We start from the raw sequence: 13,600 nt of genomic DNA, 5'->3' as shown, positions 1-13,600 counted from the left end.
CTTGTCACGGGGGTAATTATGCTTTTACACGCACCCCCAGACCGCAGAGGAGGCTTCGTATCGGGGTTGGGGCAGGGCCGGGTGCCTCGATCGTTGGGTGCAGCGGTTGGGGTTGAGGGGGTGTGAAAAAAGAAGAGAGGCCCTCACGGGTGTGCCGTGAGGGCCTCTCTTTTGCTTGGGTTTTGCTGGTCAGCCTTGTTGTTCTGCGATGTGCTGGGCTACCGCGTCGGGGAGGGTGATGGGGAGGGGGGTGCGCACCGGCATGGGGGAGTTGCCTCGGTCTACGACGGTGCGGCGCACGATTGCTCGCAGGACCTCGGGGGCTTGCGAGGCAGTCGATTGCGGGCCGGCGATTACGCCGCGCAGCATCCAGCGTGGGCCGTCTACTCCGACGAAGCGGAGTGCTACGTCGCCGACGATCGCGGACAGTTCCATGCCCCATTCGCCTCGGCCTACGTTGACCTTCGCGCCGTCCGCGCGCAGCTGGTCGGCCAGTTCGTTGCTGACTTCGCGCCACAGGCCGCCGGATTTCGGGGCTGCGTAGGCGCTGACGGTGATTTGCCCGACTTCCGTCACGACGTGCACTGCTCGCACGCCGCCTTCCTCCGGGTCCATTTCGACCTGCACCTGCGAACCGTCCGGCACTGGGACGCGTACCGAGCCCAGGTCGATGCGCGGGATGCCGTCTTCCTCCGCTTCCGTGGCGTCGAACGGGCCGTCGGTTGTTTCCGAGAGCTGGTCCTCGGGTTCGAGCGCGTCGTCGGCGCCGTCAGCTTCGGCGCTTTCGCCGCGCTGGGAAGCGACGCCCCCGGTCTCGTCGTCGCCGGACCGGCGCTTGCGTCCGAAAATCCCCACTATCGTTCCGTTCCTTCCCCGGTGCCCGCGCCGGTGTCTCCGGCGCCGGGTGCCAGTGTGGCGTGCCCGCCGGTCGAGCCGTAACCTCCCGCGCCGCGTTCGGTCTCCTCGAGTTCGGCGACCTCGACGAATTCCGCGTGCTCCACGCGCTGGATCACCAGCTGCGCGATCCGGTCGCCGCGCGCCAGCACGATTTTCTCGCGCGGGTCATGATTGACGAGACAGACCTTGATCTCGCCGCGGTAGCCCGAGTCGATCGTGCCGGGAGTGTTGACCACCGACAATCCGACGCGCGCCGCGAGCCCCGAGCGAGGGTGCACGAACCCGGCGTACCCGGAAGGCAGCGCGATCGCGACCCCGGTGCCGACGACCCCGCGCTCGCCGGGTCCGAGCACGATATCCGAGGTGGTGACGAGATCGGCCCCGGCGTCGCCGGGCCGGGCATAGGCGGGCGGCGGGACTTCGGGGTCGAGCCGCTGAAGGAGGACCTGAACGCTGGACACGGGCGGCGAGACTACCCTTGATGCGTGGCTGACCGCGTGAACACCGCCGCGACGGGCGTCGTCGCACACTCCGAACGGCTCTACCTCCCATGGTGGGGCTGGCCGTTGCCGATGGCCGGAGCGATCCTGCTCGGCGTCGAAGTCCACCTCGGATACCCGTCGATCCCGATGTGGATCCCGCTCGCGATCGCCGTGCCCGTCATGGCCGCACTGCTGCTCTCGATGGGCAGGGCAAAAGTCAAGATCACCGCGGGCGACGACCCCGAGCTCTGGCTCGGCGACGCCCACCTGCCCCTGCGCTACGTCGGCGAAATCACCGTCGTGGAAAAAGACGCCAAACGCCACGCCCTAGGCCGCGACGGCGACCCCGCCGCCTTCGTCCTGCACCGCGGCTGGGTAGGCCCCGCAGTCCGCATCACGCTGACAGACCCCTCAGACCCCACCCCGTACTGGCTCTTCAGCACCCGCAAACCAAAACGAGTCGTCGAACTACTCCGCACCAACGCCTGACCCCAGGCCCGTGAGGGGAACCCTCACGGACTCAGAGTCCCTCAGGGTTCCCCTCACGGACCTAGCAGCACCAGCGCACCCACAGCTCCAAGCACCCAGCCCGCGCCCTGCACCCCGATACGAAGCCGCCCTGCGGTTCGGGGGTGCTTGTCAAGGCATCTTTCCCGCCTTGACAAGCACCCCCGAACCGTCAGCACAATCAAGCTTCGGGGTGTGGGGCGCCCCAAGCGGCAATGTCGCCGCCAGGCGACGAGCCGAACGCGAGCACCCCCGAACACGAGTAAGGGGGCCGACCAACAGGCCGACCCCCGTGCTTACCCGGTCATCCCAAGACCGCGAAAACCCCTAACCCCGTGAATCTCCCCTAGATCTCCCCGAAGAAAATCCCCAGGTCAGGCGCAATCGCGGCAGATCAGCCGTCCGCCGTTGTCCTCGGCGAGCCTGCTCCGGTGGTGCACCAGGAAGCAGACCGAGCAGGTGAACTCGTCCGCCTGCTTCGGCACGACCTTCACGGTCATGTCTTCCCCGGAGAGCCCGGAGAGGTCCGCGCCGGGAAGTTCGAAGTTCTCCGCGGTCGCGTCCTCGTCGACGTCGACGACGCCGGACTGGTTCTCGTTGCGCCGGGCCTTCAGCTCCTCCAACGAGTCTTCGGCCAGCTCGTCGGCTTCGCTGCGGCGCGGAGCGTCGTAGTCGGTAGCCATGGTGTCCCTCACCCCTGCGATTCAGCGTGTCGTCCTGCACCGGTTCCGGAGGCGCCCGATACCGGTCGTGCCGCTGGTCAACGTTCCAGCGCCCCTGTTTGTGCCCGGCCTGCGAGTGACCCAGGTCTCAACCTGGTTGACCTCGTCCGGCGGCCGGAGCCCGGGAAGGGTAGCTCACCGCCGGGCGCGCCTCGCACCGAGTCGGACATTGCCGCTCCAGCGTCACCCGTGAGGGGGAACGCGCAGGTGAGACGGCTGTCCTCCGTTCGGGTTGCCCCGGCGTCGCGAACGTCACCTCGCGGTCGTGTCCGCTTGCTCCCGCCGAGCCGTCCGTGGTGCGATCGCCACGGAGGGGCATTACGCGGAACGGGTGAAGGTGACCCGCGACACCGCGCGCCGCGGCGAGCGCCTAGGCTCACCGGCTACCACGCCGGTGCGTACGCTGGCGGTTACCGCGAGGCGCGGCGGGGTTACCGCGGCCGGTTCTGCGAGGGGAAGGGACGGGGCAGGTGGCGTCGGGGAACGGGTCGGGGAACCGTGGTGCGCGGCCTTACCGCAAGCACCGTCCGCTGCCCGCGTTGATCGTGATCGGCGTGCTCGCGCTCGGCGCGGTGTTCGTCTGGGTCAACGCCGTCGTGGGCCGCGGCGACGTCGACGAGGCGGTGCGCTGCAATCCCGAGCCCAAAGCCCCGCCGGGAATCACCTACACCTCGGTGCCGCACAACGGCCTCGACGACCGCTCGCCCATGCCGCCGGACAAGGTCGCGCTGAAGGTGCTCAACGCGAGCAGCACGCGCGGGCAGGGCAGCATCGCCACCAACGCGCTGCGCGACCTCGGCTTCACCGCCATCGGCGACCCCGGCAACGACCCGGCCTACCCCAAGGGCGACGCGCGCTGCCGCGGCCAGATCCGCTACGGCGACAACGGAGCCGCCGCGGCCCGCACGGTCAGCCTGGTGATCCCCTGCGCGGAATTGGTCCACGACACCCGCAAGGACGCCACCGTCGACCTCGCCACCGGCAAGCTGTTCACCGACATCCAGCCGCGCCCCGAGGCGGTCAAGATCCTGAAGCAGCTCACCGCCTGGTCGCAATCGCACCAGGGCGGCGGCAGCAGCGAGCAGTCCGCCGGCCCCGGCGCGCCGGTGATCGACCAGACACTCCTGGCCTCGGCTCGCGCCGTCACCTGCTGATCTCGTCCGCGAACGAGATCAGCAGGCACGACCCGCAGTCAGACCTCCGCCGCACCGCTCGCGGCCAGCGCCGCGCGCAGCTCAGCCGCGATCCCCGGCGACGCCGCGAACGTCGAGTCCTCCCCCAGTTCCGCCGCCTCGCCCGGCAGCAGCACCGTCGCGCCCGCCTCCCGCGCCACCAACGCCCCGGCCGCCCAGTCCCAGCGGTGCAGGCCGTGCTCGAAGAATCCGTCCAGCCAACCGGCCGCGACAGCGCACAGGTCCAGCGAAGCCGCTCCCCCGCGGCGGATGTCGCGCACGCGCCCGACCAGATCCGCCGTCAGCTTGCCCTGCCGGACCCGGCGGTCCTGCGCGTACGAGAACCCCATCCCGACGAGCGCCAGGTCCAGCCGGTCCGCCTTCGACACCGACAGCCGGTCGCCGTCGAGCCACGAACCGCCGCCGCGCACAGCCGTCCAGCGCCGCCCGCTCACCGGCTCCACGACCGCTCCCGCGACCGACACCCCGTCGATCTGCGCGGCGATCGACACCGCGAAGGCCGGCAAGCCGTACAGGAAGTTGACCGTCCCGTCGATCGGATCGACCACCCAGGTCACCCCGCCCGCGGCGCCGGTGCCAGAGCCGCCGCCCTCCTCCCCGAGCACCGGTTCCCCGGGCCGGATCCGCGCCAGCCGCGCGCGGACCAGTTCCTCCGACTCCCGGTCCACCGCGGTCACCACGTCGGTCTCCGCCGACTTCGTGTCCACCGCGACCTCGCCGCCGGACCGCATCCGCGCCCAGGCCGTCCGGACCAGGTGCGCGGCCTCGACCGCGACCTGCTCGGCGGTGTCCTTCAGGTCGTTCAGCATCGCCTCGTCAACTCCCACGCCCGCCATGTCACCACATCCGGTTAAAGTCTCCGCAGCAGACTTCTGAATCGTGCGAGAAGGGACCACGTCAGTGACGGCGACCCGAGGTTTCGGAATCGACATCGGCGGCAGCGGGATCAAAGGCGCGCTGGTCGATTTGGAACAGGGACAGCTCATCGGGGACCGGCACCGGATCGAAACGCCGCAGCCGTCGACGCCGGACGCGGTGGCGGACGTCGTCGCCGAGATCGTCCGCGCGGCGGAGTGGGACGGCCCGGTCGGCGTCACGCTCCCCGCGGTCGTGAAGAAGGGCACCGCGCACACCGCGGCCAACATCGACCGCAAGTGGATCGGCACGGACGCCGAGGCGCTCTTCGCGAAGCGGCTCGGCAAGGGCGTCGAGGAAGTCACGATGCTCAACGACGCCGACGCCGCGGGCCTCGCCGAGATCCGCTTCGGCGACGCGGCCGCGCGCGCCGGCGTGACCGCGCTGCTCACCTTCGGCACCGGCATCGGCAGCGCGCTGTTCCACGACGGCAAGCTCGTGCCCAACACCGAATTCGGCCATCTGGAGGTCGACGGCCACGACGCGGAGAAGCGCGCCGCCGCCTCGGTGAAGGACAACGAGGGCCTGTCGTACCCGCAGTGGGCCAAGCGGGTGCACCGGTACCTCTCGGTGCTGGAGAACCTGATCTGGCCGGACCTGTTCATCGTCGGCGGCGGCGTCAGCAAGAAGGCCGAGAAGTGGGTGCCGCTGCTGGACATCCGCACGCCGGTGGTCGTCGCGTCGCTGCAGAACAACGCGGGCATCGTCGGGGCCGCCGCGGCCGCCGCGGAGGGCGCCGGGCACTGAGCCGGAAGGCCCGCGCCGGGTCTCGGACCGGTCACCGGGAGGCGCCGGGCAGGGGGCCGGAGGGTGATCGCTTCGCGACGCAGTGGGCCGACGTCGTTACAATGGAACACGGCGCAGGAGCTGCGGAGGTAAAACCGCAGGCCGAGGCGTGTTCCCCGAATGTGAGGCAGCTGAGGTGGCGACATCTCGGCTCGTCATGATCGACCGCTGCGAAAGGGCGTAAGTGGCAGCCGCAAGAACCGCAACCCGAGGCGGGACGAAGACAGCGACCGAAGCCGGCGAGCCGGCCGACGAGGCAGCCACCGGAGCGGCGAAGTCCCCGGCGCGCAAGACCGCCGCGAAGCCGGCGGGCGCGAAGAAGACTCCGGCCAAGAAGGCTCCGGCGAAGAAGGCCGCCGCGAAGGGCGCGAAGACCGACGACGGCGATCCCGACGGCCCGGTCGACCTCGACGAGGCCGAACTCGACAGCCCGGACCTGTCCGATCTCGAAGAGGTCGAGGTCGACGTCGTCGACGAGACGGTCAACGACGAGACCGACGACGATGACGACGACTCCGACGACACGGACGAGGCCGAAACGGCCGAGGGTCCCGCGGGCGCGCCGGCGTCCACCGCCGCGCGCCGCCGCGCCGCCGCGGCGGACAAGGGCGGCAAGTCCTCGGACAACCCGGACTTCGTGTGGGACGAGGAGGAGTCCGAGGCGCTGCGCCAGGCGCGCAAGGACGCCGAGCTCACCGCGTCGGCCGACTCCGTCCGCGCCTACCTCAAGCAGATCGGCAAGGTCGCGCTGCTGAACGCCGAGGAGGAGGTGGAGCTCGCCAAGCGGATCGAGGCCGGGCTCTACGCCGCCGAGCGCGTGCGCACCGCCGAGGAGGAGGGCGAGAAGCTCGTCACCCAGATGCGCCGCGACCTCAAGTGGATCGTGCGCGACGGCGAGCGGGCCAAGAACCACCTGCTGGAGGCGAACCTCCGGCTCGTGGTGTCGCTGGCCAAGCGCTACACCGGCCGCGGCATGGCGTTCCTGGACCTGATCCAGGAGGGCAACCTCGGCCTGATCCGCGCGGTGGAGAAGTTCGACTACACCAAGGGCTACAAGTTCTCCACGTACGCCACGTGGTGGATCCGCCAGGCGATCACCCGCGCCATGGCCGACCAGGCCCGCACCATCCGCATCCCGGTGCACATGGTGGAGGTCATCAACAAGCTCGGCCGCATACAGCGCGAACTCCTGCAGGACCTCGGCCGCGAGCCGACGCCCGAGGAGCTCGCCAAGGAAATGGACATCTCGCCGGAGAAGGTCCTGGAGATCCAGCAGTACGCGCGCGAGCCGATCTCGCTGGACCAGACCATCGGCGACGAGGGCGATTCGCAGCTCGGCGACTTCATCGAAGACTCCGAAGCGGTCGTCGCGGTGGACGCGGTGTCGTTCACGCTGCTGCAGGACCAGCTCCAGTCGGTGCTGCAGACGCTGTCCGAGCGCGAGGCGGGCGTGGTCCGGCTGCGCTTCGGCCTCACCGACGGCCAGCCGCGCACCCTCGACGAGATCGGCCAGGTCTACGGGGTCACGCGCGAGCGGATCCGGCAGATCGAGTCGAAGACGATGTCGAAGCTGCGCCACCCGTCGCGCTCGCAGGTGCTGCGCGACTACCTGGACTGAGCTTCTCCGTTCCGCGAGAAACCCCGCCCCGCACTACGCGGCGGCGGGGTTTTTCGCGTTTACGACAACAACGCGCAGGGCGACGGCCTGGCATTTCCGCGAAATCCTTCCTTCGCCGGACCACAGTGGACGCCGGCCGGTCCGGAAAACCCGGCGACGCGGGATCCCGATGCGAATTACGCTGCGGCACAACCGGAATCCGCGGGCCGGATCCCGATAAGGAACGTGCATCCGAACGTGCGCCCCGGCGCCGCCGCCGAGCAGCGGACGTTCCGTTCCGGTTCGTTTCCCGTTCACAACCGTTCACCCGGAACCCCCGGAACCGTTCCGGAATACTCATCGCCGGTGCACAGGCGCGCACCCACCGCGACACTGGGACGCGAACAAGGGGCTAAAGTCGGTTGTTCTCCGTCGATGCGCGGAAATCGTGATTGTTTGGTTGCCTGAAAACGAAGATCGCAAGAGCTGATCGCCATTAGGCTGCGCCCACAACGAGCGTCAGTATTGGAAGGCAGCACCGCCCAGTGTTTTCGACGAAAACTCAATCGCGAGCGAGCCAGGGAAGCCCGGCGGCTTGGAGCGGATCCTCCGGCCCCGGTGAAGCGAGGCAACTGTGATCGGGTTCCTCCTCCGCAGACTCGTCAACTACATCGCCCTGTGCCTCGTCGCGACCTTCGCGGCGTTCTCCTTGGCGTCACTGTCCTTCAGCCCGCTGGACGCGCTCAAACTGCGCAACCCGCCCGCCCCGCAGGCGACCATCGACGCGAAGGCCGCCGAGCTGCACCTCGACCAGGCGATCCCGCACCGGTTCTTCACCTGGCTGGGCGGCGTCATCCAGGGCGACTTCGGCCGCACCGTCGCCGATCAGGCGATCACCGACGAGCTGTTCCGCCGCGCGGGCGTGAGCCTGCGGCTGTTCCTGCTCGGCATCACGATCGGCATCATCATCGGCGTGCTCGTCGGCGTGGTCAGCGCGATCCGGCAGTACAAGATCAGCGACTACCTCGCCACCACGTTCTCCTTCGTGGTGCTGTCGACGCCGGTGTTCGTGATCGCCACGATCCTCAAGGCGGGCGCGCAGTCGGTCAACGACAACCTGCTCGACGGGTACCAGTTCTTCATCGTGCAGGGCGAAGGCGGCGCGATCGACGGCGGTTTCGGCGACGTCCTGCTCGACCGGCTGCAGCACATCATCGTGCCGACCCTGGCGATCGTGCTGACCCAGGTCGCCTACTACAGCCGCTATCAGCGTTCGGCGATGCTCGACGTGCTCGGCTCGGACTTCCTGCGCACCGCGCAGGCCAAGGGCCTCACGCGGCGGCGGGCGCTGTTCAAGCATGGCCTGCGCACCGCGCTGATCCCGATGGCGACGCTGTTCGCGTTCGGCTTCGGCCTGCTCATCACCGGCGGCGTCTTCACCGAGAAGATCTTCGGCTGGTACGGCATGGGCGACTGGCTGGTGACCGGCATCCAGAAGCAGGACACCAACATCGTCACCACCGTGACCCTGTTCATCGCGATCTGCGTGCTGCTCGCCGGCTGGCTCGCGGACGTGCTCTACGCCGCGCTCGACCCGAGGGTGAGGATCTGATGGCCGCCCCATTGAACGAGGCCGACCTCGCCGACTCGGCCGTCGCCGCCACCGAAACGGAGACCGAGCAGCAGAGCGGGAAGTCCTCCAGCCGCGGCAAGCTCGTCGCCCGCCGGTTCTTCCGCAACAAGCTGGCCCTCGCCGGGCTGGTCGTGATCCTCCTGTTCTACGTGCTGGCGTTCACCTACAGCTGGTATTCGCCGTGGGGCTACGACGAACTGGACCCGACCTCGACGCTGATGCCGCCGGACGGCACGCACTGGTTCGGCACCAACCAGATCGGCGGCGACATGTTCGCGCAGACCATGCGCGGGCTGCAGAAGTCGCTCACCATCGGCCTGCTGGCCGCGCTGTTCTCCACCGGCGTGGCCTCGATCGTCGGCTCCGCGGCCGGATACTTCGGCGGCTGGACCGACCGGGTGTCGATGTGGGTCGTCGACCTGCTGCTGATCCTGCCGCCGTTCCTGATCATCTCGATCCTGTCGCCCGCATTCCGCGGCAAGACCTGGCTGATCCTGGTCGGCCTGATCGCGCTGTTCCAGTGGATGATCACCGCCCGCATCGTCCGCGGCATGACGCTGACGCTGCGCGAACGCGAGTTCGTGAAGGCCGCCAAGTTCATGGGCCAGTCCCCGTGGCGGATCATCTTCAAGCACATCGTGCCGAACATGGCGTCGCTGCTGATCATCGACGCGACGATCAACGTCGGCGTCGCGATCATCATGGAAACGTCGCTGTCGTTCTTCGGCTTCGGCGTGCAGGCGCCGGACGTTTCGCTGGGCACGCTGATCTCGGCGGGCTCCGACGCGGTCCGCACGTTCCCGTGGCTGTTCTACATCCCGGCCGGCTTCCTGGTGTTCACCGTGCTCGCGGTGAACTTCGTCGGCGACGGCCTGCGCGACGCGCTCGACCCGTCGTCCAGCCGTTCGCGGCGCAAGGAACGCAAGCGGATCCAGGAAAACACCGCGAAAACCTCCTCTTCGACGCAGACCGTGGGAGCAGAAGCATGAGCGCCGCACTCGAACTGAGCGCGGAAACGGGCAAGCCCACCGGCACCGTGCTCGAGGTCTCCGACCTCGCAGTGTCCTTCCCCTCCGAATCCGGCCGCGTGCACGCGGTGCGCGGCCTGAACTACCAGGTCGCGGCCGGCGAGGTGCTCGGCATCGTCGGCGAGTCCGGTTCGGGCAAGTCGGTGTCGTCGCTGGCGGTCATGGGGCTGCTCCCGCCGCAGGCGCGGGTGTCGGGCTCGATCCGGTTCCAGGACAGCGAATTGATCGGCAAGTCCGACACCGACCTGTCGAAGATCCGCGGCAAGAAGATCTCGATGGTCTTCCAGGACCCGCTGTCCGCGCTGACCCCGGTGTACACCGTCGGGGCGCAGATCGCGGAAGCGCTTCTGGTGCACGGCAAGGGCACGGTCACCAAGCAGCAGGCGAACAACCGCGCGGTCGAACTGCTCGACTTGGTCGGCATTCCGAACGCGGCGGCGCGGGCGAAGGCGTTCCCGCACGAGTTCTCCGGCGGCATGCGCCAGCGCGCGGTGATCGCCATCGCGATCGCCAACGACCCGGACCTGATCATCGCCGACGAGCCGACCACCGCGCTCGACGTGACGGTGCAGGCTCAGGTGCTGGAGGTGCTGAAGACCGCGCAGGAGGTCACCGGCGCCGGCATCGTGATCATCACGCACGACCTCGGCGTGGTCGCCGGGTTCGCCGACCGGCTGATGGTGATGTACGCCGGGCGCGCGGTCGAGCAGGGCCCGGTCGACACGATCTACGCCCAGCCGCGGATGCCGTACACGCTGGGCCTGCTCGGTTCGATCCCCCGTGTCGACGCGCGGGAGAAGCAGCCGCTGGTGCCGATCGAGGGCCAGCCGCCGTCGCTGGTGAACCTGCCGCAGGGCTGCCCGTTCGCGCCGCGCTGCCCGCTGGCGATCGACGCCTGCCGCACGGCCGAGCCGGAACTGTTCACGATCACGCCGGGCAACCCGAACGCGCCGGTCGACACGACGCACCGGGCCGCCTGCATCCGCACCGAGGAACTCGGCCGTCCGGAAGCGGACGCCGCCGAGGTCTACGGCGCCGAGGTGATCGAGGAGGCCGCGGTCGCTTCGGTGCCGCGCGCCCAGCGCTCGACCGTGCTCGACGTGCAGGACCTGCAGAAGCACTACGCGGTCAGCAAGGGCACCGTTTTCAAGCGCAAGATCGGCACGGTGCGCGCGGTCGACGGGATCACCTTCGACATCGTCGAGGGCGAAACCCTGGGCCTGGTCGGCGAATCCGGCTGCGGCAAGTCGACCACGCTGATGGAGATCCTCGAACTGGCCGCCCCGGCGCACGGTTCGGTCGCGGTGCTCGGCAAGGACGTCGGGAAGCTCTCGGGCAAGGACCGCAAGTCGATCCGCCGCGACCTGCAGGTGGTCTTCCAGGACCCGATGGCCGCGCTCGACCCCCGGCTGCCGATCGGCGACATCATCGCCGAACCGATGGTCACGCACGGGTTCTCGAAGGAGCGCATCGCGCAGCGGGTGCCGGAACTGCTCGGGCTGGTCGGCCTGCGCCCGGAGCACGCCGACCGGTATCCGGCGGAGTTCTCCGGCGGGCAGCGCCAGCGCATCGGCATCGCGCGGGCGCTCGCGCTGGAGCCGAAGCTGATCGTGCTCGACGAGCCGGTGTCCGCGCTCGACGTGTCGATCCAGGCCGGCGTGATCAACCTGCTGGACGAGCTGAAGGCCAAGCTGGGCCTGTCGTACCTGTTCGTGGCGCACGACCTGTCGGTGGTCCGGCACATCGCCGACCGGGTGGCGGTGATGTACCTCGGCAAGATCGTGGAGATCGGCGACGTCCGCACGGTTTTCGAGGCGCCGCAGCATCCCTACACGCAGGCGCTGCTGTCCGCGATCCCGATCCCGGACCCGGCCAAGGAGCGCGAGCGCGGCCGGATCATCCTCACCGGGGATCTGCCCAGCCCGGCGAATCCGCCGTCGGGCTGCCGGTTCCGCACCCGGTGTTTCGTCTTCTCCCAACTGTCCGAACAGGACAAGAAGAAGTGCGTCGACGTCGAGCCCCCGCGCGAATCCCGCGCGCAGGACCACGACGTGGCGTGCCACTACGCCAAAACCCGCGAAGTTGTGTAGCCACAATCCGTTGGCACACCGAAAGAAGGAAGGTAAACACATGCGACGGAGAATGGCCGCACTCGTGGCCCCCGTTGCCGCTCTGGGGCTTCTGCTCGCCGCTTGCGGCGGCGGCAGCGGCGGCGGCAGCAATCTTCAGGACACCGGCTCGACGGGCGTCAAGACCGCCGACATCAACGAGCAGCCGCTGGACAAGCTGAAGGACGGCGGCGACTTCAAGTGGCCGGTCGACCAGCTGCCGGACAACTGGAACTACTACCAGGTCGACGGCACGGTCCTGGACGGCGCCAGCATGTTCGGCGCGATCCTGCCCTACCCGTTCCCGCAGAACGCGGACGCGACGGTCGGCCTGGACAAGAACTACCTGACCTCGGCCGAGATCGTCAGCCAGGACCCGCAGGTCATCGAGTACAAGATCAACCCGAAGGCCAAGTGGAGCAACGGGCGCCAGTTCTCCTGGGAAGACTTCGCCGCCATGGCGAAGGCGCTGACCGGCAAGGACGCCGCCTACCAGGTCTCCAGCACCACCGGCTACGAGGACATCGCCAAGGTCGAGAAGGGCACTGACGACCTCGACGTCAAGATCACCTTCTCGAAGAAGTTCGCGGAGTGGAAGTCGCTGTTCTCGCCGCTGTACCCGAAGGAGGCGATGGCCGACGCCAACACCTTCAACAAGGGCTGGGCGCAGAAGGCGCAGATCACCGCGGGTCCGTTCAAGATCAAGAGCGTCGACTACACCGCCAAGACCGCGGTGTTCGAGCGCGACCCGAACTGGTGGGGCGACAAGCCGAAGCTGGACACCGTGACCTACAAGGTCGTGGACCGTCCCGCGCTGGCTGACGCGTTCGCCAACGGGCAGATCGACTACTACCCGCTGAACAACGACATCAACGCGTTCAAGCGGGCCCAGGCGGACCCGAACGCGGTCGTGCGCCAGTCCGCCTACCCCGACTACACGCACATGACGCTGAACGGCGCCTCGTCCTCGATCCTCGCGGACAAGGACCTGCGGCTGGCGATCATGCGCGGCGTCGACACGGTGACCATCGCGAAGTCGATCCTCGGCCAGATGCAGAAGGACACCACGCCGATCGGCAACCACCTGTACCTCAAGGGCTCGAAGACCTACGAGGACAACAGCGGCCCGTACAAGTTCGACGCGAACGCGGCCAAGGCGGAGCTGGACAAGCTGGGCTGGAAGCAGTCCGGCGACCTGCGCGCCAAGGACGGCAAGCAGCTGAAGCTGCGCCTGGTGATCCCGTCGGGCACCCCGATCAGCCAGCAGACCGGCCAGATCCTGCAGTCGCAGCTGAAGGCGATCGGCGTGGGCGTCGACATCGTGGCGGTCCCGTCGACCGAGTTCTTCAAGAACTACGTGAACGTCGGCAACTTCGACCTCACGCTGTTCCGCTGGATCTCGAACTCGTTCCCGATCGGCGGCAGCAAGGGCATCTACTACCTGGACCCGAAGAACATCAACCAGAACTACGGCCGCATCGGCAGCGACAAGGAAAACCAGCTGCTCGACGCCGCGGCGCAGGAACTGGACGACACCAAGCGGGCCGCGGACATCAACGCCGCGGACAAGGAGATCTGGGCGCTGGGCCACCAGCTCCCGATCTTCCAGTCGGTCGGCGCCTTCGCCGTCCGCAAGACCGTGGGCAACTTCGGTTCGCCGGGCTACGCGAACAACCCGTACGACTACCCCAAGATCGGGTTCGTGAAGTAATCCTCCCCTAGCGGGAATCGA

Annotated in this window: 12 protein-coding genes; 8 read left to right on the top strand and 4 right to left on the bottom strand. The window is 68.5% G+C overall.

Annotated elements, in window-relative coordinates; all coding sequences use genetic code 11:
• Positions 1-189: 189 nt before the first annotated feature.
• On the bottom strand, positions 190-855 hold the full coding sequence (locus tag ACFXI3_RS41170; protein ID WP_378407118.1) for a DUF3710 domain-containing protein: 666 nt from the start codon (positions 853-855) through the stop codon (positions 190-192).
• Positions 855-1,358: a dUTP diphosphatase gene (dut, locus tag ACFXI3_RS41165; RefSeq protein ID WP_344267559.1), complete on the bottom strand. Its 504-nt coding sequence runs from the start codon at positions 1,356-1,358 to the stop codon at positions 855-857. Before dut ends, ACFXI3_RS41170 begins: the two co-directional genes overlap by 1 nt.
• 24 nt (positions 1,359-1,382) lie before the next feature.
• Between dut and ACFXI3_RS41160 the strand changes: the two genes are divergently transcribed.
• Positions 1,383-1,868, top strand: a complete 486-nt coding sequence (locus ACFXI3_RS41160; protein WP_378407116.1) for a DUF3093 domain-containing protein — start codon at positions 1,383-1,385, stop codon at positions 1,866-1,868.
• Between the two features lie 392 nt (positions 1,869-2,260).
• Here ACFXI3_RS41160 and ACFXI3_RS41155 read toward each other — a convergent pair whose 3' ends face one another.
• Entirely contained in the window at positions 2,261-2,569 is a 309-nt protein-coding gene (locus tag ACFXI3_RS41155; RefSeq protein ID WP_013224476.1) for a DUF4193 domain-containing protein, read from the bottom strand.
• 509 nt (positions 2,570-3,078) lie between these two features.
• Here ACFXI3_RS41155 and cei point away from each other — a divergent pair.
• Entirely contained in the window at positions 3,079-3,762 is a 684-nt protein-coding gene (gene cei / locus ACFXI3_RS41150; protein WP_344267572.1) for an envelope integrity protein Cei, read from the top strand.
• Between the two features lie 38 nt (positions 3,763-3,800).
• Here cei and ACFXI3_RS41145 read toward each other — a convergent pair whose 3' ends face one another.
• Complete coding sequence (locus tag ACFXI3_RS41145; RefSeq protein ID WP_378407114.1) at positions 3,801-4,637, bottom strand: inositol monophosphatase family protein; 837 nt, start codon at positions 4,635-4,637, stop codon at positions 3,801-3,803.
• A 64-nt stretch (positions 4,638-4,701) separates the two neighbouring features.
• Here ACFXI3_RS41145 and ppgK point away from each other — a divergent pair, with 64 nt between their 5' ends.
• The 6 genes from ppgK to ACFXI3_RS41115 all read left to right on the top strand — a co-directional run bounded on the left by ppgK (position 4,702) and on the right by ACFXI3_RS41115 (position 13,579).
• Positions 4,702-5,463: a polyphosphate--glucose phosphotransferase gene (gene ppgK / locus ACFXI3_RS41140; RefSeq protein ID WP_344267576.1), complete on the top strand. Its 762-nt coding sequence runs from the start codon at positions 4,702-4,704 to the stop codon at positions 5,461-5,463.
• 223 nt (positions 5,464-5,686) lie between these two features.
• Positions 5,687-7,120 (top strand): RNA polymerase sigma factor, encoded by a 1,434-nt coding sequence (locus ACFXI3_RS41135; protein ID WP_344267578.1) that lies wholly within the window; start codon positions 5,687-5,689, stop codon positions 7,118-7,120.
• Positions 7,121-7,733: 613 nt separating this feature from the next.
• Positions 7,734-8,711, top strand: coding sequence for an ABC transporter permease (locus tag ACFXI3_RS41130; RefSeq protein WP_116205697.1), 978 nt, complete (start codon positions 7,734-7,736; stop codon positions 8,709-8,711).
• Positions 8,711-9,721, top strand: a complete 1,011-nt coding sequence (locus tag ACFXI3_RS41125) for an ABC transporter permease (protein WP_378407111.1) — start codon at positions 8,711-8,713, stop codon at positions 9,719-9,721. The genes ACFXI3_RS41130 and ACFXI3_RS41125 overlap by 1 nt, the downstream gene beginning before the upstream one ends.
• Complete coding sequence (locus ACFXI3_RS41120; RefSeq protein WP_378407109.1) at positions 9,718-11,850, top strand: dipeptide ABC transporter ATP-binding protein; 2,133 nt, start codon at positions 9,718-9,720, stop codon at positions 11,848-11,850. Before ACFXI3_RS41125 ends, ACFXI3_RS41120 begins: the two co-directional genes overlap by 4 nt.
• 40 nt (positions 11,851-11,890) lie before the next feature.
• Positions 11,891-13,579 (top strand): ABC transporter family substrate-binding protein, encoded by a 1,689-nt coding sequence (locus tag ACFXI3_RS41115; protein ID WP_344267584.1) that lies wholly within the window; start codon positions 11,891-11,893, stop codon positions 13,577-13,579.
• Positions 13,580-13,600: the final 21 nt, after the last annotated feature.

This window comes from Amycolatopsis sp. NPDC059235 (genome assembly GCF_042754125.1).
In the GTDB taxonomy this organism is placed as follows: domain Bacteria; phylum Actinomycetota; class Actinomycetes; order Mycobacteriales; family Pseudonocardiaceae; genus Amycolatopsis; species Amycolatopsis albidoflava.
Note: the sequence above shows the minus strand (reverse complement) of the source record. Positions and strands in the feature narration are given on the sequence as shown.